Source organism: Psychroflexus sp. ALD_RP9 (genome assembly GCF_017311165.1).
Lineage (GTDB): Bacteria > Bacteroidota > Bacteroidia > Flavobacteriales > Flavobacteriaceae > Psychroflexus.
This window is the reverse complement of sequence record NZ_CP062973.1, coordinates 863,623-890,457: the sequence shown is the minus strand read 5'-3', so window position 1 is coordinate 890,457 and position 26,835 is coordinate 863,623. Positions and strand designations below refer to the sequence as shown.

General features: G+C 33.6%; 22 protein-coding genes. 19 read left to right on the top strand and 3 right to left on the bottom strand.

Annotation, left to right across the window (positions count from 1 at the left end; translation table 11 throughout):
• Positions 1-3: 3 nt before the first annotated feature.
• The 3 genes from atpH to atpG are packed head-to-tail and all read left to right on the top strand — an operon-like array spanning position 4 to position 3,032.
• Entirely contained in the window at positions 4-534 is a 531-nt protein-coding gene (atpH, locus tag IMZ30_RS04230; protein ID WP_207039293.1) for an ATP synthase F1 subunit delta, read from the top strand.
• 38 nt (positions 535-572) lie between these two features.
• The gene (gene atpA / locus IMZ30_RS04225; protein ID WP_207039292.1) at positions 573-2,153 is read left to right on the top strand and encodes a F0F1 ATP synthase subunit alpha; all 1,581 of its coding nucleotides are present in this window, start codon (positions 573-575) and stop codon (positions 2,151-2,153) included.
• 15 nt (positions 2,154-2,168) lie between these two features.
• Entirely contained in the window at positions 2,169-3,032 is an 864-nt protein-coding gene (gene atpG / locus IMZ30_RS04220) for an ATP synthase F1 subunit gamma (protein WP_207039291.1), read from the top strand.
• Positions 3,033-3,111: 79 nt separating this feature from the next.
• Here the strand turns inward: atpG and IMZ30_RS04215 are convergent, their stop codons facing one another.
• The gene (locus tag IMZ30_RS04215; RefSeq protein WP_207039290.1) at positions 3,112-4,155 is read right to left on the bottom strand and encodes an endonuclease/exonuclease/phosphatase family protein; all 1,044 of its coding nucleotides are present in this window, start codon (positions 4,153-4,155) and stop codon (positions 3,112-3,114) included.
• A 134-nt stretch (positions 4,156-4,289) separates the two neighbouring features.
• Between IMZ30_RS04215 and IMZ30_RS04210 the strand changes: the two genes are divergently transcribed.
• The 16 genes from IMZ30_RS04210 (at position 4,290) to IMZ30_RS04135 (ending at position 24,291) form a co-directional block, all read left to right on the top strand.
• A complete protein-coding gene (locus tag IMZ30_RS04210) occupies positions 4,290-7,151 on the top strand; it encodes a TonB-dependent receptor (protein ID WP_207039289.1) in 2,862 nt (953 codons plus the stop codon).
• Positions 7,152-7,168: 17 nt separating this feature from the next.
• Entirely contained in the window at positions 7,169-8,650 is a 1,482-nt protein-coding gene (locus IMZ30_RS04205) for a DUF5689 domain-containing protein (protein WP_207039288.1), read from the top strand.
• A 102-nt stretch (positions 8,651-8,752) separates the two neighbouring features.
• Positions 8,753-10,213 (top strand): lipopolysaccharide biosynthesis protein, encoded by a 1,461-nt coding sequence (locus IMZ30_RS04200; RefSeq protein ID WP_207039287.1) that lies wholly within the window; start codon positions 8,753-8,755, stop codon positions 10,211-10,213.
• A 5-nt stretch (positions 10,214-10,218) separates the two neighbouring features.
• Positions 10,219-10,653: a dUTP diphosphatase gene (dut, locus tag IMZ30_RS04195; RefSeq protein ID WP_207039286.1), complete on the top strand. Its 435-nt coding sequence runs from the start codon at positions 10,219-10,221 to the stop codon at positions 10,651-10,653.
• Between the two features lie 20 nt (positions 10,654-10,673).
• Entirely contained in the window at positions 10,674-11,687 is a 1,014-nt protein-coding gene (locus IMZ30_RS04190) for a sugar phosphate nucleotidyltransferase (protein WP_207039285.1), read from the top strand.
• A 5-nt stretch (positions 11,688-11,692) separates the two neighbouring features.
• Positions 11,693-13,036, top strand: coding sequence for a tetratricopeptide repeat protein (locus IMZ30_RS04185; protein WP_207039284.1), 1,344 nt, complete (start codon positions 11,693-11,695; stop codon positions 13,034-13,036).
• A 2-nt stretch (positions 13,037-13,038) separates the two neighbouring features.
• Entirely contained in the window at positions 13,039-13,797 is a 759-nt protein-coding gene (locus IMZ30_RS04180) for a DUF4292 domain-containing protein (RefSeq protein ID WP_207039283.1), read from the top strand.
• Complete coding sequence (locus IMZ30_RS04175) at positions 13,794-15,002, top strand: murein hydrolase activator EnvC family protein (RefSeq protein ID WP_207039282.1); 1,209 nt, start codon at positions 13,794-13,796, stop codon at positions 15,000-15,002. The genes IMZ30_RS04180 and IMZ30_RS04175 overlap by 4 nt, the downstream gene beginning before the upstream one ends.
• 286 nt (positions 15,003-15,288) lie before the next feature.
• Positions 15,289-16,293 (top strand): AAA family ATPase, encoded by a 1,005-nt coding sequence (locus IMZ30_RS04170; protein ID WP_207039281.1) that lies wholly within the window; start codon positions 15,289-15,291, stop codon positions 16,291-16,293.
• 56 nt (positions 16,294-16,349) lie between these two features.
• Complete coding sequence (locus IMZ30_RS04165; protein ID WP_207039280.1) at positions 16,350-17,213, top strand: DUF58 domain-containing protein; 864 nt, start codon at positions 16,350-16,352, stop codon at positions 17,211-17,213.
• Position 17,214: 1 nt separating this feature from the next.
• Positions 17,215-18,864: a hypothetical protein gene (locus tag IMZ30_RS04160; protein ID WP_207039279.1), complete on the top strand. Its 1,650-nt coding sequence runs from the start codon at positions 17,215-17,217 to the stop codon at positions 18,862-18,864.
• Entirely contained in the window at positions 18,854-19,858 is a 1,005-nt protein-coding gene (locus tag IMZ30_RS04155) for a vWA domain-containing protein (protein ID WP_207039278.1), read from the top strand. Before IMZ30_RS04160 ends, IMZ30_RS04155 begins: the two co-directional genes overlap by 11 nt.
• A complete protein-coding gene (locus IMZ30_RS04150) occupies positions 19,858-20,907 on the top strand; it encodes a vWA domain-containing protein (protein WP_207039277.1) in 1,050 nt (349 codons plus the stop codon). Before IMZ30_RS04155 ends, IMZ30_RS04150 begins: the two co-directional genes overlap by 1 nt.
• The gene (locus IMZ30_RS04145; protein ID WP_242529698.1) at positions 20,891-21,748 is read left to right on the top strand and encodes a tetratricopeptide repeat protein; all 858 of its coding nucleotides are present in this window, start codon (positions 20,891-20,893) and stop codon (positions 21,746-21,748) included. Before IMZ30_RS04150 ends, IMZ30_RS04145 begins: the two co-directional genes overlap by 17 nt.
• Before the next feature lies 1 nt (position 21,749).
• The gene (locus IMZ30_RS04140) at positions 21,750-23,528 is read left to right on the top strand and encodes a BatD family protein (RefSeq protein ID WP_207039275.1); all 1,779 of its coding nucleotides are present in this window, start codon (positions 21,750-21,752) and stop codon (positions 23,526-23,528) included.
• A gap of 1 nt (position 23,529) precedes the next feature.
• The gene (locus tag IMZ30_RS04135; protein WP_207039274.1) at positions 23,530-24,291 is read left to right on the top strand and encodes a tetratricopeptide repeat protein; all 762 of its coding nucleotides are present in this window, start codon (positions 23,530-23,532) and stop codon (positions 24,289-24,291) included.
• A 70-nt stretch (positions 24,292-24,361) separates the two neighbouring features.
• Here IMZ30_RS04135 and IMZ30_RS04130 read toward each other — a convergent pair whose 3' ends face one another.
• Both IMZ30_RS04130 and hemH read right to left on the bottom strand, forming a co-directional pair.
• Positions 24,362-25,732 carry an MATE family efflux transporter gene (locus tag IMZ30_RS04130; protein ID WP_207039273.1) on the bottom strand — a complete coding sequence of 457 codons (1,371 nt, stop codon included), beginning with the start codon at positions 25,730-25,732 and terminating at the stop codon, positions 24,362-24,364.
• 6 nt (positions 25,733-25,738) lie between these two features.
• On the bottom strand, positions 25,739-26,779 hold the full coding sequence (gene hemH, locus IMZ30_RS04125; protein WP_207039272.1) for a ferrochelatase: 1,041 nt from the start codon (positions 26,777-26,779) through the stop codon (positions 25,739-25,741).
• Positions 26,780-26,835 lie beyond the last annotated feature (56 nt).

Below are 26,835 nucleotides of genomic sequence, written 5' to 3'. Positions count from 1 at the left end.
ACTATGAGTAGAAGAGCTGCTAAACGATATGCAAAAGCACTAGTAGAATTGTCTCAAGAAAGTGGTATTCTTGATACAGTCTATAAGCAAATGCAGAATATACTTACAACAACTACGCAAAATAAAGACTTAAAAGCTGTTTTGCATAGTCCAGTTGTAAGTCTTACAGATAAACTTGCTGTTCTCAAAGAAGTTTTTTCTTCTGCAGATAAAATTGTACTTGATTTTTTCGAAGTCCTATGTGATAACAAGCGTATAAGTATTTTGAGCCTTGTAGCTGATGAATTTATAGTTCATTATAAACAATTGAATAATTTACAAGACGCTCAAGTTACTACTGCAGTAAAAATGACAAAAGCTATTGAAGAAAAAGTACAAGCAAAAGTAAAAGCAATCACAGGTAATACTGCGACGATTACTAATATCATAGATCAAAATATACTCGGCGGATTTATCCTAAGAGTAAACGACTTGCAATTTGACGCAAGTGTACAAGGTAATTTAAACACCTTAAAACGAAAATTATTAAAATAAGCAACGGTCAACAAGACCAATTAACGCAATTATAAGTTATGGCTGAAGTAAATCCTGCTGAAGTTTCGGCAATTTTAAAAAAGCAAATTTCAGGCTTCGAATCAGAAGCATCATTAGAAGAAGTTGGAACAGTTTTAAAAGTTGGTGATGGTATTGCTAACGTTTACGGCTTAACTAACGCAGAATATGGTGAACTCGTTCAGTTTGAAAGTGGTTTAGAGGGAATGATACTAAATCTTGAAGCCGACAGTGTTGGTGTAGTTATTTTAGGTTCTTCTGTCGAAATCACTGAAGGCGATACAGTTAAACGAACTAATCAAATTGCATCAATTAACGTTGGTGAAGGTATTGTTGGCCGAGTTGTTAATACACTAGGTCAACCAATTGATGGTAAAGGTGCTATTGAAGGCGAAACCATTAAAATGCCGCTTGAGCGTAAAGCGCCAGGCGTTATTTATCGTGAGCCTGTTTCCGAACCTATGCAGACTGGTGTTAAAGCTATTGATGCCATGGTTCCTGTAGGTCGTGGTCAGCGTGAATTGGTTATTGGAGATAGACAGACAGGGAAAACCACGGTTTGTATCGATACCATTTTAAATCAAAAAGAATTTTACGATAGAGGAGAGCCTGTTTACTGTATCTACGTTGCTATTGGGCAAAAAGCTTCTACAGTTGCAGGAATTGCTAATTTATTAGAAGAGAAAGGCGCACTTGCTTACACAACGATTGTTGCTGCTAATGCTTCTGATCCTGCACCAATGCAAGTTTATGCACCAATGGCAGGTGCTGCAATTGGCGAATACTTTAGAGATACAGGTCGTCCTGCATTAATTGTTTATGATGATTTATCTAAACAAGCGGTAGCTTACCGTGAGGTGTCTCTTTTATTGAGAAGGCCTCCAGGTCGTGAAGCTTATCCTGGTGACGTTTTCTTCTTGCACTCTAGATTATTAGAGCGTTCAGCTAAAATCATTAACGATGATAAAATAGCAAGTCAAATGAACGACTTGCCTGAGCAATTAAAAGATAAAGTAAAAGGTGGTGGTTCTTTAACTGCTTTACCAATTATCGAAACTCAAGCAGCTGATGTTTCGGCTTATATTCCTACAAATGTAATTTCAATTACTGATGGCCAGATTTTCTTAACAACCGATTTGTTTAACTCAGGTGTTAGACCTGCGATTGATGTTGGTATTTCTGTTTCGCGTGTTGGTGGTTCAGCCCAAATTAAATCAATGAAAAAGGTTGCAGGAACATTAAAACTTGATCAAGCACAATATCGTGAACTTGAAGCTTTTGCTAAGTTTGGTTCAGATTTAGATGCATCAACACAAAGTACAATTGAAAAAGGTAAACGTAATGTAGAGCTGCTAAAGCAATCAGAATCTAACCCTTTTCCTGTCGAGCATCAAATCGCTTCAGTTTATTTAGGGACTAAAAACTTATTGAAAGAAGTTCCTGTAGAACGTGTTCGTGAATTTGAAACTGACTACATCAATTTCTTAGAAGCAAAACACAAGGATGCTCTAAAAACATTAAAATCTGGTAAGTTAACCGATGAAGCAACTGATGCTTTAGAAAGTGCTGCTAAGGAAGTTGCTTCAAAATATAAAGCCTAAAATATCATTTAGCTTATGGCTAATTTAAAAGAATTAAGAAACAGAATTACCTCGGTATCATCAACGATGCAGATCACGAGTGCCATGAAAATGGTTTCGGCTGCAAAGTTGAATAAGGCTCAAGATGCCATCACTAAAATGCGTCCTTACGCTGAAAAGTTGACAGAACTTCTTCAGAATTTAAGCGCATCTTTAGAAGGTGATGCTCAAAGTCCTTATACTCAGGTAAGACCAGTTGAAAAGGTATTAATTGTTCCCATTTCTTCAAACAGAGGTTTAGCCGGCGCATTCAACTCGAACATTGTAAAACGAACTAATGCAGTTGTGAATGAATATGCTTCTGCTAAGGTTGAATTGTTTAGCATCGGTAAAAAAGCAAATGACATATTGCAGAAAAAGCATTCTGTTATTGATGTTAATACCGAAGTAACTGAGAATCCGACTTATGAAGATGTTGCTGAGATTGCTGAATATATTATGAAAGCTTATGAAGATAAAACCTATGATAAAATTATCTTGGTTTACAATAGCTTTAAAAACGCAGCAACACAAATAGTTAAGGCTGAACAGTTTTTACCATTAGAAACTTCAACTGAAACGCCGCAAGATACTGCTTCAACAGAGTATATTTATGAGCCAAGCAAGGTTGAAATTTTAAATGAGTTAATACCAAAGTCTTTAAAAATTCAATTATTTAAAGCGCTTCGTGATTCAATTGCTTCTGAGCATGGAGCACGAATGACAGCTATGCATAAAGCAACCGATAATGCTACAGAGCTTAGGGATGGTTTAAAATTATCATATAATAAAGCACGTCAAGCTGCGATTACAAATGAAATTTTAGAAATTGTTGCTGGAGCAGAAGCATTAAGCTCATAAAGTTAATATATCTATTAAAATTAAAAAAGCCTCGATTATCGAGGCTTTTTTAGTTCATTCATTTAACTAAGTAGTGTCATTAATTCTTGACCTCTTTAATAATATGTACGAATACTGGGAAGTGGTCACTGTAACCGCCTGTAAAACCACCATCAGCAAATGCACGGAACGGATAGCCTTTATATTGCCCTTCAGGATTCTGTAAGAAATTAGCATTAAATACGCTGGCTTTGTACATCTGATATGTACTATAATCTTTTTGGATGAGTGATTTAGACATCATAATTTGATCAAATAAGTCCCAGGTATCTCTCCAAGCTATTGTGCCAATACCTTGTTTGTATATTTTATCAAAAGGATTGTAAAGTTCTTTTAGTTTAACCTGACGCCTTTTGCCTACACCTAATAAATTTTCGGTGATACTTTTATTATATGGGCCGTCATTAAAATCGCCCATTATCATAATTTTAGCATAAGGATCTGCACCCTGAATAGAGTCGACCACAGATCGAGATGATTTTGCTGCTAAAATTCTTTTGGCTTCAGAACTTCCGCGTGAAGGCCAATGATTCACTAAAAAATGCATTTCTTCACCATCAAGCAAGCCTTTTACGTAAAGCTGATCTCTTGTGTAATCTCTTTTACTGCGGTCACTTCCTCTATACATAATAAGTTCTTCAGTGTCGCTAAAGGTTGGTTTAAAAATGGCTTTTTGGTAAAGAAGAGCATTGTCAATTCCTCGTTCATCAGGAGAGTCATAATGTATAATTCCGTAATTATACTTTTTTAAAGCGGGTTGATTGACCAAGTCTTGTAATACATCAAAGTTTTCTACTTCGCAAACACCAACAATTGCTGGCGCATTTTGAGCCAAATCAAAACCAATTCTACTGATAACGCGAGCCATATTTTTTTGTTTTTTTTCGTAAACGCTAGCGCGTACACCTTCACTCATTTCCATAATTGGGCTGGCCTCATCATTTTTAGTGACATCGTTAATAGTGTCGAATAAATTTTCAAGATTATAAAAGGCGATAGTGTTAACTTTATACTCCTTTTTTTGCGCATAAACTTTAATGCTTAGTACGACTGTAATTACAACGAGTAAACTCTTTTTAAGCATAGATTCAATTTTAAGATATTGTAAAATTAGATTTTTTTAGGCTTCAAAAATAATCAATAAACAATATTTAACTACATTTGCAGCCCGAAATAATGTTTTCTTAAAATTAAGACAATTTAATTTAAATTAACAAAATGCGTAAACTACAATTATTAAGCATTTTCACATTCCTTTTAGCGTTGCAGTCTTTTGCACAGCAAACCAACGTTAAAGGGCGATTGTTTGAAGATGTTTCAGGAAAATCTATTCCAGATGCGATCATAAGCATTGAAGGTACAGAATTGAGTGTTAAAACTAATAATTCTGGAGCCTTTACTTTTGAAGGCTTAAGCTTGCCTCTAGGCGAGCAAGTTTTAGAAATCTCGAAAGAAGATTATGAAACTAAAAAGTATCCTATTGTAATTACTGAAGGTCAAACTTTAGATTTAGGGGATCTCTTTTTAAACTATGACATAACCAAAGAGAATTATCAAATTAGTACAATTAGTCTTGCAGACAACGAACTAAACGGAGATGATGTTTCTTCATCAAATATCTCTGGTTTGTTGGCTTCATCACAAGATACTTATTTAAGAGCGGCAGCTTTCGATTTTAGTGCAGCCTTTTTTAATCCACGTGGATTTGATAATGCCAGCGGTAAAGTTTTAATAAACGGTATCGAAATGAACAATCAAACCACGGGACGACCAAGTTGGGGAACTTGGGGTGGCTTGAACGATGTTCAACGAAATCGTGTATTTGTTAGAAATACAAAAGCTAGTGATTACAACTTTGGTGATCTTGGTGGTACAACCAATATTATTATGCGAGCTTCTAAGATGCGTCAAGGTGGTCGAGTTTCTTATGCATCTTCAAACCGAAGCTACCAAGGGCGAGTGATGGGAAGTTATAATTCTGGCGCTTTAAATGGCGGTTGGTCTTATTCAGTCTTAATGTCTCGTCGTTTTGGAGAAGAAGGCTTTAGAGAAGGGACTTCTTATGATGCTAACTCATTTTTCTTGGCTGTAGAAAAGCAATTAAATAGTAAGCATAGCTTAAACTTTACAGGTTTTTATGCGCCAAACCATCGTGGAACAAGTACAGCGGTTACTCAAGAAGTAGTAGACTTAAGAGGTGTAGATTACAACCCAAATTGGGGTTACTTTAACGGTGAAAAACGGGCAACTCGTGAAAATAGAAATGAACAGCCTGTTTTTATGCTTAACCACTATTGGGATGTAAGTGACAAGGTTTCAATAAACACTAATTTAGGTTATCAAACAGGTTATAATTCAAGGCTTCGTATTGATAATGGAGGAACATATATCGACCCTGACAATGGAGTTACGTTCCCTGAAGGAGGCGCTCGAAATCCTGATCCTATTTATTATCAAAACCTGCCAAGTTATGCACTTCGATTTCCTAACCCATCAGCAGCTGATTTCCAAAATGCTTATGGATTGAGAAATGAGTTTGAAAATGATGGTCAATTTGATTGGGGCGAAGCTTTTTATGCTAACCGAATTTTCCCTAACAATAACTCTGTTTACATTCTTAAGTCAGATCGTGTTGAGGATGATCAATTAATGTTAAACTCTATTGTAAATGCAAAACTGACAGATAATATAACACTTAACGGTCGTTTAAATTACAGAAATTTAAATAGTCATAATTTTGCACAAGTTGAAGACCTACTTGGTGGGCAGCAGTTTTTAGATGTTGATTTCTTTGCAGAAGAAAGCTCTTTTGTAACCGGTTCTGCTCAAGATTTAGCACAGAGTGATTTAAATAATCCAAATCGTCTTGTTCGAGAAGGTGATGACTATGAATATAATTTCGAGATTGATTCTGAAGTTTATGATGCTTTCGCGCAATTACAATTTCAGTATAGAGCAATAGATTTTCATGTGGGTGCAAAATTCGGTAAAACAACTTATCAAAGAATCGGTAACTATCGTAACGGATTCTTTGCTGATAATTCATTTGGGCCAGGTGAAGAACTTGATTTTACGACTTATGGATTAAAAACAGGAGCTGTTTATAAAATTACGGGTCGCCACTTAATTGATTTTAACGCGGCTTACCAACAAAATGCACCTAATATTAGAAACTCTTACAGTAATTCACGCCAAACGCATGAAGTTGTTGACGGCTTAACTGAAGTTAAATCACAAGCTTTAGATTTAAGTTATATTTTTAAATCTCCTTTATTTAATGCGAGGGTTACAGGTTTTTATGCAGGCTTTCAAGATGAAACTAATGTAGGTTTTTATTTTACACAAGATTTAACAAATAATTCTATCAATCCAATTCCAGAGACTGATTTTAGTGCTTTTGTTCAAGAGGTGATGACAGGCATGGATCGCCGCCACTATGGTTTAGAGTTTGGTCTTGAAGCTCAAGTGCATTCAACCTTAAAACTAAAAGCTGCTGGGTCATTTGGTAATTACGTTTACACGAATAATCCAGATCTATATCTTACAAGTCAAAACTTTCCAGGTCAACAATTAAGATTTGGTGATGGCAAAACAGATATGAAAGATTTACATGTGCCTGGTGGTCCAGAACGTGTATTCCAATTAGGCTTTGAATATCGAGATCCTGATTATTGGAATTTAGGAGTAACCGTTAATCACTTCTCAAATTCGTATATTAGTCCGAGTGGTATTTTAAGATCTGATAATTTTGCATTAGATTATGATGGATTACCAATCACAAATTATGATACCGGTGTGGCGAGAGACTTATTAAAACAAGAAAAGTTTGATGATTATATGTTGGTTAACTTAACAGCTGGAAAATCTTGGAGAATAGATGATTATTTCTTTGGTTTCTTTGCTGTAGTTAATAACGTATTAGATGAAGTCTACAAAACAGGTGGCTTTGAGCAATCACGGACTTCAAATTATAATTCTAGACTGGAAGATATGTCTAGAGAAAACGGTGCATTATTTGGAAACCGATACTTTATGGGTTATGGAACAACCTATTATTTAAATGTTTACTTAAGATTCTAAAAAATAAATTGATTATAATGAAAACGCTAAAATTTAACCACGTATTAAGCCTGTTGTTTATTGCAACAGCCACATTATTCACTTCTTGTGTAGGTGAAGACGATTATGCTGATATTACTTTTTCAGCAGTAGAACCTGAATTAGATGGCAATGTTGTAGAACTCTCAACCATATATGGTCAACTTGAGCAAAATGATTTTGATATTGTAACTTTCGAAGCGTCAAACGATGGTCAGAGTACTTATGCTGTTGGATATGTTGTATCTTCAGACATTGGTGGAAATTTCTACAAAGAACTAGTGATACAAGATAAGCCTGAAAACCCAACCTTTGGTATTTCAGTACAAGTAGATAAAGCGCCTTTATTTACGTTATTTGAAGTTGGTCAAAAAGTATACATTAAATTAGATGGTCTGTCAGCTGCACAAGATGTTGATAATCCAAGCGATATAGCAAGCGGTGAATTTGGTGTTGCTGAATTAGGTGTCAATGACGGTGGACAAATAGGCCAGATAGGTCAGTCATTCTTTGGTGAGCACATTATTAGAGCATCTGAAGTTGCTGAAATTGTACCAACTTCAGTAGAACTTGGGAGCATAACTCCTAACATGTTAAACACTTACGTGACATTTGAAAATGTTCAATTTTTAAGAGAATTGTTAGAATTCAATCAAGATGGCCAAGTAGTATCTTCAGTTTCTTATGCTAGTGAACCTAATGATCAATTTGATGGAGAAAGAACCTTAGAGAGTTGTGGAGGAAACGGACAAATAATTTTAAGTACATCAACTTTTTCTGATTTTAAATCTGCTTCTATTCCTCAAGGTTCGGGTCAAATTAGTGGTGTTTTAACAAGGACTTTTGAAGGTGATAAGTATACATTCTACCTAAACTCACAAGCAGACGCTAGTGAAATGAATGGTGAGCGTTGCGACCCATTAGTTTATTCTTGCGGAACTACAACAGCAGCTGCTAATGAATTGATTAATCTTGATTTTGAAGGACAAGGAACTGGTCCTGTAAATGTTGCTGGTTGGACTAATTATATCGAGTCAGGCTCAGTGACATGGGAAACTTACTCAGCAGGTGGTACAAATGCTTCTTTAGGAACATCTGCTCGAATAGGCTCATTCCAATCTGGTGACGATAGCAGTATAGCATGGTTAATTTCTCCTGAAATTGATATTGAATCTAATACTAAGGTTACATTAGAGTTTAAAACATCTAATAGTTTCTCTGATGATAGTAACTTACAGTTGTTGTATTCTACTAATTGGGATGGTACAGAAGCTGGTGTTGCAAATGCAGATTGGGGCTTAATTGATGACGCAACAATTGTTAGTGATGGCGAGTTTTTTGGCAACTGGGTTGAATCAGGTGTTGTAGATATGTCATGTTTTGAAGCTAATGGTCACTTTGCTTTCAAATACATTGGTAGCGGTAGTACAGGTGCTGATGGTACTTATGAATTAGATGAAATCATGGTAAATGTAGAGTAACATTTACATCAACTAAATAAAAAAAACTGCTTGAATAACTCAAGCAGTTTTTTTATGGGTTAACTTTAATTTTAATACATTTGAGTTTCAATTTAAATTACTTTGTCAGCGTATAAATCACTTTTTAAACAAACCTTTATTTATGGCTTAGCAACAGTTTTGCCTCGAATGATTAGCTTTTTATTGGTTATTGTTCATACAAAGTATTTCGACGATCGTGAATTATATGGCGAACTTTCAGTTGTTTTTGCCTACTTTGTTATTTTTAATGTGCTACTAACTTATGGTATGGAAACTGCTTTTTTTAGGTTTTACAGCAACCAATCAAAAACCAAACAAAACGATGTTGTAAATACATCAACTTGGTCGCTTATCATTACAAGTGTCATTTTTTTGGCTTTGGCCTTTTTAAATCTAAATACTATAAGTCAATTTCTTGATATTAAAGCTGACTATTTAGCTTATGTAATAGGTATATTAATTCTAGATGTTTTAGTTGTTATTCCGTTCGCTTATATGCGCGCTAATAAGAAGCCTGTAAAATTTGCAGCTATAAAAATTACAAATGTAAGTATTAACTTCTTGCTTAATTTTTTCTTTTTAGCTTGGTTAGTTCAATTACACAGCAAATTTGAATTTTTAGAGGCGATTTATGTTGATGATTTTCAAATTAGTTATGTGTTTATCGCGAATTTAATTGCAAGCTTATCGTCTTTATTATTAGTCTTGCCATTTTACTTTAAACTTAAACTTAGCCTAAATACAAAACTGCTAAGGCAAATGTTAAACTACTCTTGGCCAGTTTTGGTTGCAGGGTTAGCCTTTTCAGTAAATGAGGTATTCGATCGAATTTTACTGAATTATTTATTGCCCGAAGACAATCCTAAAGAAATTATCGGTGCTTATTCCGCATGTTATAAAATCGCTGTATTTATGATGCTTTATGTTACAGCATTTCGACTAGGAATTGAGCCTTTTTTTTTCAGCCACTCTAATAGTAAACAACCAGAAGTTGCATATGCCATCATTACAAAATATTTTGTGATTTTTGGAGCACTAATTTTAATTGGAGTTGTTGTATTTATTAACCCTATTAAATCAATCATTCTTCAAAAAGAGAGCTACTACGAAGCTTTAGCAATAGTCCCAATTTTACTTATTGCTAATTTTTGTTTAGGGATTTACCATAACCTTTCGGTTTGGTACAAAGTGACTGATCGTACTAAATTTGGTGCTTATATTTCAACTTTAGGCGCTATAATTACACTTGTTATTAATTTCAGCTTAATTCCACAAATTGGTTATATGGGTTCTGCAATTGCAACCTTAGCAGCCTATTTTTCAATGATGTTAATTTCATATTTCTACTCACGTAAATATTACCCAATACCGTTTCAATTAAAACGCATCAGTCTTTATTTTTGTTTATCAGTCGTAATTAGCGCGATATCGTTTTATGTCATGCCAGAAAATTATATCTTCGGTATTTCAAGTTTATTAGCATTTATGACGCTAATTTATTTTAATGAAAAAAATGAAATTAAACATATGTTACAAAATTAGTCAGGATGAAAGTCACTATAAAAAATACCTCTCTACATCAATTACCTACTTACGAAACCGAACAATCAGCTGGTGTTGATTTACGAGCTAATTTAGACCAAGACTTACAGTTGAAGCCTTTAGAACGAGCCTTGATCAAAACAGGTTTGTTTATAGCTTTGCCTTCTGGTTACGAAGCGCAAGTGAGGCCAAGAAGCGGGTTAGCCCTAAAAAAAGGAGTTACAGTTTTAAACTCTCCTGGTACCATAGATGCTGATTACCGAGGCGAAATAGGCGTTATACTTGTAAACTTGTCTAATGAAATATTTAAAATTAAAAACGGAGACCGTATTGCACAGCTTGTATTTGCAAAAGTTGAACAGGCTAATTTTCTTGAAGTTGAATCATTAAATGAAACCACTCGTGGTCACGGCGGTTTTGGAAGCACAGGAATTAATTAATACTAACACAAACTAAACTTATGAAAATAATTGTACCAATGGCTGGTCGTGGTTCACGCCTTAGACCGCACACACTTACAGTTCCTAAACCATTAATACCAATTGCTGGCAAACCTATTGTTCAGCGATTAGTCGAAGATATTGCTGGCGTTTTAGATGAAACTATAGATGAAGTTGCCTTTATAATTTCTGAAGATTTTGGCCAAGCTATCGAAGAAAAACTTACTGAAGTTGCTAAAAGTTTAAACGCCAAACCTAGTATTTACTATCAAGACCAGCCGCTAGGCACTGGTCATGCTATCATGTGCGCCAAGGATTCTCTTCAAGGTCCAGCAGTTGTTGCTTATGCAGATACTTTATTTAAAGCTGACTTCAATTTAGATAAATCGGCCGACGCAGTCATGTGGGTAAAACAAGTCGAAAACCCAAGTGCTTATGGCGTAGTAAAATTAAATCAAGAGAATGAAATCACAGAACTTGTTGAAAAGCCAAGTGAATTTGTATCTGATTTAGCTGTTATTGGGATTTATTATTTTAAAGATGTTGCCGTATTGAAATCTAAACTTGAAGAAGTAATCGCTCAAAATATGATGCGTGGAGGCGAATATCAAATTAATGATGGTATTGATAAAATGAGAGCTGATGGTGCAAGTTTTAAGCCTGGAAAAGTAGATGAATGGATGGACTGTGGTAACAAAACTGTAACTGTCGACACTAACTCACGTATGTTGAATTTTATTCAAAAAGAAGGAAAAGAACAACTGATTTCTAAAAATATTACACTAGAAAATGCTGAAATTATCGAACCTTGTTTTGTAGGAGAAAATGTAGTTTTAAAAAATGCTAAAATTGGCCCAAATGTATCGATCGGAAATAATAGTGTAGTTGAAGATTCTAAGATTAAAAATTCGCTTATTCAAGAGCATTCACTTATTAAGAATGCCACTTTAGATAACGCCATGATTGGCAATCATGCCAAATTTAATGGAGAGTTTACATCAATAAGTATTGGTGATTATTCAGTTTTAGACTAATAAAGATGAAGCACGTTTACATTGTCATGTTTTGTATTTGGGGTTTTGTGCTACAGGCGCAAAACCCTGACATGGCTTTAGATAAAGCAACTGATGATTTAGGCAATGTAACAGACGAATTTCAAGAACTATTTTTTAAAGCAATTGCACAAACAGCAATCAACAATCCTGCAAAAGCCATTAAAGCACTTCAACAATGCAAAATGATAGACAGCACTCAAATGGCTGTTTATAATTTGTTGGGTAAAAATTATCAACAACTTAAAGATTTTAAACTAGCTGAAACAGCTTATCAAAAAGCATTAAAATTAGCTACTGAAGACAATAAAAAATTAATAAGAAGACAATTATTTAATTTTTATTTAGAGCAAAAATCTATTGAAAACGCTATTAAGCAAGCCCTGATTTTAAGCGAAACAGACTTTAGTTTCAAACAAGAGCTTGCTAATTTGTATTTGCTGAATCAACAACCTCAAAAAGCATTAGACGTATTACATAAAATTGAGCAAATTTTGGGATATTCAGATTATCGAGATCAAATGCGTTTAAATATTTATATGTCTACAGCTATGTTAAAAGAAGGTGAAACCTATTTTTTAAATCGACTTAAGGAAAATACGTATGATATGAGTCCTTATCTCGCTTTGTTAGAGTTGTATACAGTTAAAAAAGACTATAATAATATTGTAAAAATAGGAAACCAAGCTAAAGAAAAAATCAGCTTCTCCGATCAAATAGATCCTTATTTGGCTCAGACTTACATGCTTTTAGAACAACCTAACAAGGCGAAAAAAGCAACCAAAAACGTGGTGCAAAGCAGGCGCTTAACCGAAACTAAAAAATTAGAAGTTATTAAAGCTTACAAAAGATTTACAGCTAACGATAAAGATTTACAACAAGATTTGTTAGAAGTTTTAAATTCGGCAATTTCAACCGAAGAACAAAGTGCAAGTAAAGCTGAATTAGCCCAATTTTACAAGACTAAAAACCCCCAAAAAGCCTATGGTTATTTCAAAGAAGCTTTAGACAATAAGCCACAAGATTTTAAGTTATATAAAGAGGTGATTAATTTAGGGTTGTTACTCGGAGAATTTTCAGAAGTCTTAAACTATACTAACTCAGCCTTAGAGCTTTTTCCTGCACAGCCAGTATTTTATTATGCAAAGTCTGCCGCTTTATATGAACAAAACAACATTGAAAAAGCTTTACAGCAATTAGATATGGGATTTAGTTTACTTGTTGGTCAACCTCAATTACAGCAAAATTTTCATACGCTTTACATTAAAATATACAAAAATTTAGATCAACCCGAAAAAATTAAATTTCATCAATCACAGCTTAAAAATTAAATATGAGATATCATTCAGTTTTAATAATTATCATAAGTTGTTTTTTAGTGACTTCTTGTAAGTCAACAAAAAAATTATCAGAAGATAAAGACGTTGCATCTGAACGTGTGGCTCTAAGAAATTTCAAGGAAAATCAGCCTAGTTTTAAAACTATTAATGGTAAAATTAAAGCGCTTTATACCTCTGAAGATGAAACACAATCTTTAAACATTACGTATCGTATTGAAAAAGATAAAACTATTTGGCTAAGTGCAAAATTAATGGGTTTACTCACTGTTGCAAAAGTCTTGGTGACACCAGAAGAAGTCAAGTTCTATGAAAAAATAAACAAGACTTATTTTGAAGGTGATTTTAGCATTGCTAAAAAGTATTTAGGTGTCGAAATTAATTTTGAACAACTCCAAAACTTGTTGTTAGGCATCAACTTTTATCCTATAAAAAAGAAATCACTTTATTATAGCGCACCAAACTATATTAGTATTACTGAAGCTCAACCTTTTATGGTGTTTAAGGCTGTTTTAGATGCAAAACAATTTAAGTTAACACAACAGAGTTTAGCCAATCAAAACCGTTCATTACAAGTTAACTATGATAAATTCAGAAAGCTTAACCAACAATTTTTTCCAGAAGAATTACGTATTTTAGCTAAAGAAAATCAATCAGTTATACATATTAACTTAGATTTTAAATCAGTAACTTTAAATGAAGATCTTCGTTTTCCGTTTTCAATTCCATCTAATTACAAACCAATCGAGTTATGAGGTTTTTTAGAGCAATCTTATTTTTGATTATGTGTAGTGCGGCAACTTCAACAGTTGCACAAACTAAGGCAGAGCTTGAAGCAAGACGGAAAGAAATTCAAAAAGAAATAGCTTCAATTAACAGCATATTAGTTTCCACCCAAGAACGAGAAAAGTCTTTGTTAGAAGAAGTTGAAGACTTACAGCTGCAAATCAAGTCTACCGAAAAATTGATTCGAGTATATAATCAAGAAGCTAATTTAATCACACAAAATATTGATAAAAATACTCTTAAAATAGATCGTCTTAGAACAGATTTAGAACAATTAAAAACAGATTATGCTTTAATGATTAAGCAGTCATACCGCAGTAAAAACAAACAAAACCGCATTATGTTTTTACTGTCATCAGCATCGTTTTTTCAAGCCTATAAACGTTTGCAATACATGAAACAATATGCCAATTACCGCAAACAGCAGGGCATAGAAATTCAAGAAAAAACAATTCAGCTTCAACAATTAAATGAACAACTATTTGTTCAGCGTCAAAATAAAGAAGCTATTTTGGCTGAGAACAGAAAGGCAAAAGTTAAGCTTGTTGATAAAAAAGCGAATCTCGATCAGTTAATTAAGCAAATCAAGTTAGAAGAAAAAAACTATCAAAATGAACTTGAACGCAAGCAAAAAGCAATTGCTAAAATTGATCAAGAAATTGAACGCTTAATAAAAGAAGCTATTGCTCGTGAAAATGCCATTGCGGGTTCTAAATCGTCGACACGTTTTAAATTAACACCAGAAGCAAAAGCCTTAGCCGATAACTTTGCCGACAATAAAGGTAAGTTACCTTGGCCAGTTGTTTCAGGAATTGTTTCTACGCGTTTTGGAAAACATCGCCACCCGATTGTAAAAACAGCTATGATTGAAAGTAATGGTGTTAGAATTGATACAGAAGTAAACAGTAATGCTAGGGCTATTTTTGAAGGAACAGTAAGCCAAATTAATAAAATTCCAGGCGCCAATATTGCCGTGATGATAAGGCATGGTGATTATATTTCGGTTTACAATAACTTAGCCGAAGTTTTTGTTGAGCCTGGCGATAAAGTTTTTAGAAACCAAGATATTGGTCGCGTTGGTATAAACTCTTCTTCAGGTAAAACCACTTTGTTTTTTCAGCTATTTAAAAATTTAAATAAACTTAATCCTGAAGTTTGGATTTATAAAATGTAATCTAGCTTTAAATTTGACTCCTTAGTTTATTAAGTTTTTTCCACAGAAAATTCTATAATTAAAATTCTGTGGAATTTTAATTAGGAGTCAATACTCTTTTTCTTCAAATAAATTTTGTTTAAGTTTTCTAGTTGAAATTTTAAATAATACTAATAAATTTGATAAAACTCTCTTAACCTGATATTTCATCAATTTTTTTAACCAGTCATTAACAAGCGCAGTACAATTATTTTTTCAATTTGCGTACATATTAGCTAAACTAATAGTTGTATAAGAAATTTAGATTATGGAAGACCAGAATTCTAGTATAAACATTGCAGCAATCAATGCAAAAATTAAAGAAGAAAGCGCTTTTGTAAGCCTTTTAGTGAATGAAATGAATAAAGTAATTGTTGGCCAAAAACACATGGTTGAACGATTATTAATAGGTTTATTGGGGAAAGGACATATTTTGCTAGAAGGTGTTCCAGGTTTGGCAAAAACCCTGGCAATTAATACTTTATCTAAAGCTGTTCAAGGCGACTTTAGCCGTATACAGTTTACACCAGATTTATTACCTGCCGATGTGATTGGTACCATGATTTACAACATGAAAGAAAATGACTTTAGTATTAAAAAAGGACCAATCTTTGCCAACTTTGTTCTCGCTGACGAAATAAACAGAGCGCCAGCAAAAGTGCAATCTGCACTATTAGAAGCAATGCAAGAAAAGCAAGTCACTATCGGCGATGAAACCTTTTCACTTGACAAGCCTTTTCTAGTTATGGCAACACAAAACCCGGTTGAGCAAGAAGGAACATACCCTTTACCAGAAGCACAAGTAGACCGTTTTATGCTAAAAACAGTAATTGATTACCCAAAATTAGAAGAAGAGCAACTCATTGTTCGCGCTAATCTAAAAGACGCTTACGAAAAGGTAAATCCTGTTGTATCTCTTGACCAAATTTTAAAAGCCCAAGAAGCTGTGAAGCTGGTATATATGGACGAGAAAATTGAGCGTTACATTCTTGATATTATTTTTGCAACTCGTTACCCAGAGCAATATAAACTTGATGAAATTAAGCTACTAATCAGTTTTGGGGCATCACCGCGTGGTAGTATTAATCTAGCAACTTCAGCAAAATGTTACGCCTTCATCAAAGGTCGTGGTTATGTTATACCAGAAGATGTTCGTGCTGTAGTTTACGATGTTTTACGTCACCGTATAGGCATCACTTATGAAGCTGAAGCCGAAAATATCACATCTGAAGATTTGATTAGCAAAATCATTAATGTTGTGGAAGTACCATAGACTAATTCTACTATCATTTTCAGTTGAAGCTATTAGCTTAATATAATTTAGATGCTATGGATACCAAATCACTACTAAAAAAAGTACGCAAAATCGAAATTAAAACACGTCGACTGAGCGACAATGTGTTTGGTGGCGAGTACCATTCTGCTTTTAAAGGTCGCGGAATGACGTTTAGTGAAGTGAGACAATATCAATTCGGTGACGATGTCAGGTCTATAGATTGGAATGTAACCGCGCGTTATAACGAACCCTTTGTAAAAGTATTTGAAGAAGAACGCGAATTAACCATGATGTTATTAGTAGATGTTTCAGCGTCTAACCAATTTGCAACTCATACTGAATTTAAAAATAATATCATTACTGAAATAGCGGCAACTTTGGCCTTTTCTGCAACAAAAAATAATGACAAAATTGGCTTAATGTTATTTTCAGATCAAATTGAACTTTACATTCCGCCAAAAAAAGGACGCTCTCATGTATTGAGGATTATACGTGAGTTAATTGAATTTGAGCCTAAAAGTAAAAAAACTGACTTGTCAAAAGCTTTTAAATACATGGTAGATGTTCTTAAAAAAAAGGCTATTGTATTTGTTCTTTCTGATTTTATGAGTCAGGATTATCAACACACCTTAAAAATTGCTGCTAAAAAGCACGATTTAACGGGAATTAGAATATTTGACAAGGGTGAAACTGAAATGCCAAATATAGGCTTAGTACAACTTGCAGATGCCGAATCGGGACAGCTTACTTGGGTTAATACAGCTTCAAAACAAACACGGTTAAACTATGCTAAACATTATAATTCACAAGTAGAATATTTTAATAAAGCATTTAAATTAAGTGGTTCTGGGCAAATTCATTGCCGAGTAGATCACAGTTACGTTAAAAAACTATTAGCTTATTTCAAAGCTAGATAATATGCAAAGTTTTACTAGACATATCATTTTAAAGGTTAAACAGACCATACTTATAATTTGTGTTTTAGGTGCGTTTCAAACCTTAAAAGCGCAACAAGTTAAAGCTCAAATTGATACAGCTAAAATGCGTATCGGTGAGCAAATTAATTACAAAATTACAGTTGATGGAATTTCAAATAAAGATTTAGTTGTTTTCCCTAAAGCACAAAGCTTTATTCCACTTGAATTAGTTGAAGACCTACCAATAGATACTTCAACCGTAGATCAAAACTTATTACGCTTAATTAAGTCTTATAAACTCACGCAATTCGATTCAGGCACTTATACAATACCACCACAGCTTTTAAAAATAAATAATAAACCCTATTTAACTGATAGTTTAAAAGTTTTAGTTAAAACTGTTGTAGTCGATACAACTAAACAAAATTTGTTTCCAATAAAGCGTGAAATCAACGTAGAAAAACCATTTCAAATCCCTTCTTGGGTTTGGTGGTTGCTTGCTGTATCTGTTATTTTAGTGTTATCATATCTGATTTATTTCAAATTCAGAAAGCAAAAAGATGAGTCAAAAAGACGTTTACCTCCTTTTGAGCAAGCAAAATTAGAACTTGAAGCCTTAGAAGCTAAGGGTTACATTGAAAGTCGGAAATTAAAAACTTTTATTACAGAACTTACTAATATTAGTCGTCGCTATTTAGAAGAAAAAATTGAAGTAAGTGCGATGGAATATACAACTGGTGAATTAATGCAAGCTTTGTATCAAAAAAGAGATAAAAAGCAAGTATTATTTAAAGATGAATATCTAGAAAGTTATAATTCAATTTTAGTCGACGCAGATTTAGCAAAATTTGCAGGTCACCGGCCAGATGTAATTACATTAAATTCGTATAAAAAACAGATTTTAAAGTTTATTAAGCATGTTCAAAGTGCAATTCCTCAGCCTACTGATGCTGAAAAGAAAAACGATGAAGCCTTTCAAGCAAAACTAAAGCATAAAAGACGAAAACAAAAGCTCATTTTTGGAAGCATTCTAGCTATCGTGATTTTAGCAGGTGCAACTTCATTTGTAATTGCAACAAAAGGCTTTAGTTATGTTAGAGACAGCGTTTTTGGCAACGAAACCAAAGCCATGCTTCAGAATGACTGGATTACTAGTGAATACAGTGTGCCAAGTATCCAAATTACTACACCAGAAGTTTTAATTCGTCAAAATCCTGATAGCTTAGGTATTAAAGCACCTCAAAACCTAGAAAGTGAAATTTTTGCCTCAGGGAGCTTATACAGCAAACTTTATGTTGTTTTAAGTCAAGTTAATTTTGAAGGCAAAAAAGAATTTGAACTAGACCAAGCGCTTGACGGTGTTTACAAAAATCTTGAGAGTAAAGGCGCCTATAACATCTTAACTAAAACAGAAGATTTTGAAACTCTTGAAGGCGTTGAAGGCATTAAGGTATTTGGAAGCTTTGCCATAGAAAACCCAATAACCCAAAGTGATATTAAGAAAAACTACCAAATCTTAAATTTTGGTTATGCAGGAAATTACCAGCAATTAACTATTATTTACAATGAAGGTGATGAATATGCTGAAACAATCACAAAACGTATTATTAATTCAGTTGAATTTGAAAAACCGAAGCTAAATGCTCAGTAATCTAACATTTGAACATCCGCAGTGGTTTATAGCACTTTTAGCTTTGCCAGTGCTTGTGCTTTGGCATATTTTTAAACACAAACAACAATGGGCTAGTTTAACCTTGTCTAGCACTAAAGGTTTTGAAAAATCATCAAGTATTTTACCTAAGTTAAGACCTTTTTTATTAGTATTCCGTTTATTAGCTTTAGCACTTCTAATCACAGCAATGGCAAGACCAAGAACAGTTGATGAAAGTACTGAGATTAAAAAAACTGAAGGAATTGACATTGTCATGGCGATTGATGTTTCAGCTAGTATGCTAGCAAAAGATTTAAAGCCAAACCGTCTTGAAGCTTTAAAAAAAGTAGCCACCGATTTTGTAAGTAATAGACCTAATGATCGATTTGGTATGACTGTTTTTTCAGGCGAAAGTTACACCAAAACACCATTAACAAGTGATAAAGAAATTACTTTAAATGCCATACAATCAATTCAGTATTCAGAAATTATAGAAGGTGGCACAGCTATTGGTATGGGATTAGCGACATCAGTTAATAAGTTAAAAGATAGTAAAGCTAAAAGCAAAGTAATTATACTACTAACCGATGGTGTTAATAATGCAGGATTTATTGATCCCGAAACAGCCACCGAACTCGCTATTGAATACGACATTAAGGCATATACCATTGGCTTAGGAAGCAATGGCGAAGCTTTATCACCAGTAGCAGTAAGACCTAACGGAAGTTTTGTATACCGTAATGTTAAAGTTGAAATTGATGAAGAACTTTTAAAAAATATTGCCGATAAAACAGATGGTAAATACTTTAGAGCAACAAGTAACTCAACCTTAAAAGCGATATATGAAGAAATAGATCAGCTAGAAACTTCAGAAATTGAAGAACTAAAATTTTATAACTACGATGAGAAATTTAGAATACTTCTGTTAATCGCTTTAGGATTATTAGTTCTCGAACAATTATTTAAATTCACTTTATTTAGAAGCTTGGTATAATGTATGTATTAGAAGAAACATCTTATTTTTGGTTGTTAGCAGTTATTCCAACTCTACTATTCATCTATTTTATATATCGGAATTGGCAAATAAAAACGCAAGCAAAATTTGCTGAAATTAGATTTTTGAAGCAATTAGCGCCTAATTATTCAAGATTAAAATCTTTTATTAAGCTCAGTTTTTTGCTCTTAGCAATTGCATTTTTAACAGTTGCTCTAGTTAACCCTAAAATGGGAACGAAAATTGAGACTTTAAAGCGTGAAGGAATTGATATTGTATTTGCATTAGATGTTTCTAAAAGCATGCTCGCTGAAGACATTGCACCTAATCGTTTAGAAAAATCTAAACAAATTATTAATCAAATTATCAATAAATTAACCGCCGACCGAGTCGGTTTAATTGGCTATGCTGGAAGCGCTTTTCCTCAAATACCAATCACTACAGATTACGCAACAACACGCACTTTTTTAAAAGCCATGAACACTAACATGGTATCAAGTCAGGGAACTGCCATAAATCAAGCAATAGACTTATCGCTCACGTATTATAATGACGACCAAACCAATAAAGTTCTAGTTATCCTTAGTGATGGCGAGAACCATGATACTAATATTAACGCGATTACAAAAAAAGCGGCAGAAGCTGGTATAAAAGTCTACACTATCGGTGTTGGTACGCAAAAAGGCGCGCCAATTCCACTTAAAGAAAATGGTCGTGTTTTAAGCTATAAAAAAGACCAAAACGGCGAGACAGTTATTACAAAGTTAAATACTACAACACTGTCAAATATCGCCAAAATAGGAAATGGAAAATATATTTCTGGCTTAAATTCTACAGAAGCGGTAAAACAATTATTCGAAGCCATAACTGAAATAGAAAAAACTGAATTTGAATCTAAACAATACGCCGACTATAAAAGCCAATTTCAATGGTTTTTAGGATTTGCAATTCTATTAATTATAATTGAAAGTTTTGTTTTCGATAAGAAAACAGCTTGGATACAAAAGTTGAATCTTTTTAATGAAAACAATCATGAAAAATCTAACTAAACTTATAATTTTATTTTTTGCGTTTAGCTTCATGGGTGTTTTTGCCCAAAGTAAAGCCAATTCTAAAACTCAAAAACGACTTTTAGCAGAAGCATACGAAAAAGCTAAAGAAGGCGATTTTGCTAATGCTGAAGCCGATTACCGAAAAGCCTTAGCAACACCTAGCAGTAAATCTACAGCAGCCTATAATTTTGCAAATCTATACATCGATAACGATAAAGTGAAATCTGCCCAAAAACGAATTTTAGATGCTATTGAAGGTACCGACGATAAGTCTATTAAGCACAAAGCCTTTCATAATTTAGGTAATACATTTATGAAAGAAAAAAAATACCAAGCTGCCGTTGAAGCTTATAAAAATGCTTTACGTAATAATCCAAACGATGAAGAAACACGTTATAATTATGCCTTAGCTAAAGAAAAGTTGAAGAAAGAAAAAAATGATGGTGGTGGCGATGGTGATGATAAAAAAGATCAAAATAAAGACCAGAATAAAAAAGACCAAAAAGACCAATCTAAAGACGATAATTCTAAAAAAGATCAAAAAGATAAAGGTGATCAAAAAGATCAGGATAAAAAAGAAGGCAATCAAGACAAGCAAAAAGATAACAAACAAGAAGACGGAAATCAGAATAAAGATAAAAAGTCAAATAAGCCAAAAAAATCTAAAGATGGCCAAGGTAAAGATAACCCACAACAAAAACCCCAAAAGGGTAAACTTTCGCCTGAACAGGTTCAGCGTTTATTAAAAGCTATTCAAAACCAGGAAAATAAAATTCAGGAAAAAGTAAATGCCAAAAAAGCAAAAGGATCTAAAGTAAAAACTGAAAAAGATTGGTAGCATGTTAAAGAAAATCAGTTTCATATTCAGTTTGTTATTCGTCACTTATATGTCGGCACAAGTTACATTTGTTGCCAAAGCAAGTCGAGAAAAAGTAGGAATTAATGAACGAATTAAAGTTGAGTTTGAAGTCAATAAAGATGGCGATAATTTTATAGCACCAGATTTTGAAGGCTTTAAACGTATTGCCGGTCCAGGACAATCAGTAAAGCAGCAATGGGTGAATGGTGAAAGTTCATTTTCTAAAACTTACACTTACTTCATACAACCTATGAAACGTGGTCAACTAACCATTGGTCAAGCTGAAATTGAAGTTCAAGGTCAAGTATATAAAACCTCACCAATCAATATTGAGGTTACTGCAGCAGTCGATAACCCTGATGATGGTAATGGCAACCGAATCGATTTATCTGATGCAATTCATTTAGTAGCTGAAGTTAGTGATTACAAGCCTTATGTAAACGAAGGTATTTCTGTAGTCTACAAATTGTATGTTAACCAAACCACTAATGTTCGCAATTGGAGAAGCCTTGATGAACCGAAGTACAACAATTTTTGGAGTCAAATTATTGAAATTGACCAACCTGAAGTTAAACAAGGCACTTACGGTGGAAGTAACTATCGTTATGTTGAGTTAAGAAAGACTGTTTTATATCCTCAAAAAAGTGGGAAATTAACAATTGAACCTTTATCATTATCAGTTTCGGTTGAAGTACCTAGTAATAGAAGAGATTTTTTTGGGCGTCGTTTGTATGATGTTGTCGAACGCACCATTTCTGCAAAGGCTAAAACCATAGATGTTAAAGCTTTACCTGAAGCTAATAAGCCAGCTAATTTTTCTGGAGCAGTTGGTAAATTTAGTTTAAATACAAGCCTTAGTAAAACTGAACTTTTAGCTAGTGAATCTTTAAGTTATGAAGTTAAAGTTTCAGGTAGTGGTAACTTAAGGTTGTTTTCTTTACCAAAGCCTAAATTTCCATCTTCTGTAGATGTTTATGATCCTGAGCATGACGAAAAAGTTAGTACAAGATTATCAGGTTTGCGTGGTCAAATTACCGACAATTATACCATTGTACCTAATGTAGCTGGAAGTTTAGAAATTAATCCAGTTCAGTTTTCTTATTTTGATCCTTCTGAAGAAGTTTATAAAACTTTATCAAGCAAATCTCAATTTATTAATGTTAAACCTAATCCTAATCTTGCTTCAGCCAATAGCTCACCAGCTACTTCAACGGGAAATACAATAGCTTCACCAGGAACTAAAAATATTATTTCTACAACTAACACCTTCAATTTTATTGAACTTGAAACAGAGTTTTCAGCCATCAATTCAAATAGGTTTTATAATTCATTTTGGTTTTGGCTACTGATTATAATTTCAATAATTGGTATTCCTTTAGCTATAATTCTTAAAAAAATTATTCAACCTAAATTTGGTCAAATTAATACAGATCATAAACGAGCTAATAAACTAGCTAAACGATATTTAAGTGGCGCAAAGCAATCAATTGGCACAAGTGAGGCTTTTTATATGAATTTAGAATTAGCCTTACATAAATTTTTAAAAGCTAAGTTACGTATTGAAACGCAAGATTTAACTAAAGAAAGTTTGCGTGATAAGTTAAGTGAACAACAAGTTAATGAGAACGAAATTGAAGCTTTGATTAATTTAATTGAAAAGTGTGAATTAGCACGTTATGCCTCGGCAGCTAATCAAGATATGCAAACTGATTATAATCAAGCTACAGAATTAATCTCTAATATAGACAAACAATTATAGCATGAAAAAACAATTAGTTTTAGCGGTGTTTTTATTAATGAGTTTGTCTTTTTCAGCTCAGAACACCAGTGTACAAGAACGTTTTAATAAAGCAAATGAAGCCTATAATAATGCTAAATATGAGAAAGCGGCAGAATTGTATAGAAGTATTTTAGAGCTAGATTCAGTTTCAGCTGAATTACATTTCAATTTAGCTAATACAGAGTTAAAGCAAAATAATTTAGGTCAGGCAATTTTACATTATGAAAAGGCTTTAAAATTAAAACCTAATCAGGTTTCTTTTCAAGAAAATTTAGCCTATGCAAACTCATTAACGGTTGATGAGATACAAAGTATAGAAAAATCTCAATTACAAATCTATATTGATAAGTTTAATTTTTTATTTTCAGTAGACCAATGGAGTTACCTTGTTGTGAGTTTAGCAGCACTAATGTTCTTCGCTTTTCTGGCTTATGTTTTTAGTACCAAGACCTTTACAAAACGACTATTTTTTACGGGATTTATAGTTTTTTTGGTACTTGCAGCTATAAGTTTTTCTCAAGCATATCGCCTAGATCATCTTCAACAAAGTCAGCAGTATGCAATTATTTTAAGTGAAGAAGTACCAGCCTTGGCAGAACCAAATGCTCGAAGTAGTCAAGTACTTACGTTACATGAAGGAACCAAGGTCAAGTTACTCTCAAAATTTAATAATTATCAAGAGGTTCAATTAGCTGATGGAACTAAAATTTGGATAAGTACCAAGGCTTTTAAAAAAATTTAAAACCTAAATTATAGAACTTACCAAACCTTTAAGTAGCAAGATTTTTTGAAGTATTTACACTAAAGTTGCATCAGTTTTTAACTCGATTGTTATTATTTTCAGGAATCAAGTTTTTCTTAATCTCTCGATTTAAATAAATTGCTGTAATAATTGTAGACAACATATCGGCTAAAGGGAACGCAATCCATACACCAAATTCACCATAAAATTGAGGTAATATTAATACCAACGGAATAAAACAAAATCCTTGACGTGATAAAGTGAGCAATAAGGCTGGGATGGCTTTACCAATGGCCTGAAAATAAGCCGAACCTATAAGTTGTACAGCAATAATGGGTACAGCAGCAAAAACCCAACGCATAGCATTAGGTGCTTGTTCAAGAATTGTATGATTAGAAGTAAAAACGTTTACAATTTCTTCTGAAAAAAACATAATAAAGGCAAAAACCAATATACCTAAACCAGTGGCATAAAGTATTGCGGTGTTAATGCTTTCACGAACTCTACTGAAATTATTTGCGCCATAATTATAACCAGATATTGGCAGAAACCCTTGTGTTACTCCTAAAACAGGGAATAAAGCAAACATTAGCATTCTCGCAATAATAGCATAGCTAGTAACAGCATTTTCGCCTCCTAAATCAAATAAAATATTATTTAAAATTAAGTAGGTTACACTAACGACCGCTTGTCTAGAAAGTGTAACAAAGCCAAGGCTACTGATTTCATTTAAGATTGATTTTTTAAACCCTAAGTTTGATAACTTCAGTCTGAGTTGTGAATTTTTAGAATAAAAAAACCATACGATATAGCTAAGACATAATGCATATGAACCTGTGGTTGCCCAGGCTGCTCCTAACATTCCGTAGTCGAGGATGTTTATGAACAAATAGTCCATTATAAGATTACCAACCGACGGAATAATCATAGCAACCATCGCAAATTTTGGTTTACCTTCGGCTCTAATCACAGTATTTCCCATCATCGCCAAGGCTAAAATGGGTACGCCAATAACAACTACACGGTAATAAATCTTAGCTGGCTCAAAAATTTCACCTTTACCACCGAATAGAGGAATAAGTTGATTAATAAAAATCAAGCCCAAAGCAGCCATACTTAAGGTTAAAACCAAAGTAATGCTGATTTGATTTCCAAAAGTAGTAATTGCTTTATGATACTTTTTAGCACCAAGTGCTCGCGATATAATTGAAGAGCCACCGATACCGATGGCTAGACCAAGTGCAGCAATAAAAAAAGAAACAGGCAAAACCACATTAATGGCAGCAATAGCTGTTGAACCAATCCAGTTGCCAACAAAAATAGTATCAACTAAAATATTAATAGACATGACTAAAATGCCTATAGAAGCTGGTACAGCCTGCTTAATTAATAGTTTACTTATTGGCGCCTGACCTAGTTCTTCAGCATTTGATTTAGCCATGAAAAGTTATGATGCTTTTGTGTCTTTTACGGGTTGGTTAGCCCATTCATCAATCCACCTACTGAGGGTTTTAACCCAATCTTGACGATCATTAATACATGGTATAAAATTAAATTCTTCTCCACCATTTTCATGAAAAATTTCTTCACCTTCCATCGCAATTTCCTCTAAGGTTTCTAGACAATCAGAGACAAAAGCAGGTGTTGCAATGGCCATTTTTTTAATACCACTTTTTGCAAGTTTTTCAATTGTACGGTCTGTGTATGGTTTTAACCATGGGTCAAAGCCTAATCTAGACTGAAAACTGGTGCTAAATGTACCTTCTTTTAAGCCTAATTTTTCACCAACTAAACGTGTTGTTTCATAACATTGATGGCGATAACAAAATTGATGTGCTTTTGAAGGTGTCTGACAGCAAGAACCATCTATTTTGCAGTGACTTTTAGTAATGTCACTTTTTCTAATGTGTCTTTCAGGAACTCCATGATAACTAAACAGTAAGTGTTCATAGTCAACATGGTCTAATTGATCCGCAATACTTCTAGCTAAAACAGTAACATAGTCAGGATGGTTGTAAAATGGAGGTACAACTGTAAAATTTATGTTGGGAAAAAATTGATCTCTTAATTCTTCAGCGAGCACGATAATTGTTTCGGTCGTTGCCATTGCATATTGCGGATAAAGTGGAACGAGTAAAACTTCTGTAACGCCTTGGTCATAAAGTTCTTGTAAACCATTTTTTATTGAAGGTTCACCATAACGCATAGCTAATGAAATAGGAACACTCGTCATGTCGTCTACTTTTTGCTGTAAGCGTTCAGAAAGTACAATTAGAGGAGAACCTTCATCCCACCAAATTTTAGCATAAGCTTTCGCTGATTGTTTTGGTCTAGTATTGAGAATGATGCCTTTTACTAAAATGGTACGTAAAAATTTTGGGAGGTCAATAACACGCTCATCCATTAAAAATTCACCTAAGTAGGTTTTAACATCCTTAGGTTTGGTTGATTTTGGTGATCCTAAATTTACAAGTAAAACTCCTTTCATAACTTCAATTTTATTGAAAATCAAAAGTAAGTGCTTATTTTCATTTTATTCGATTT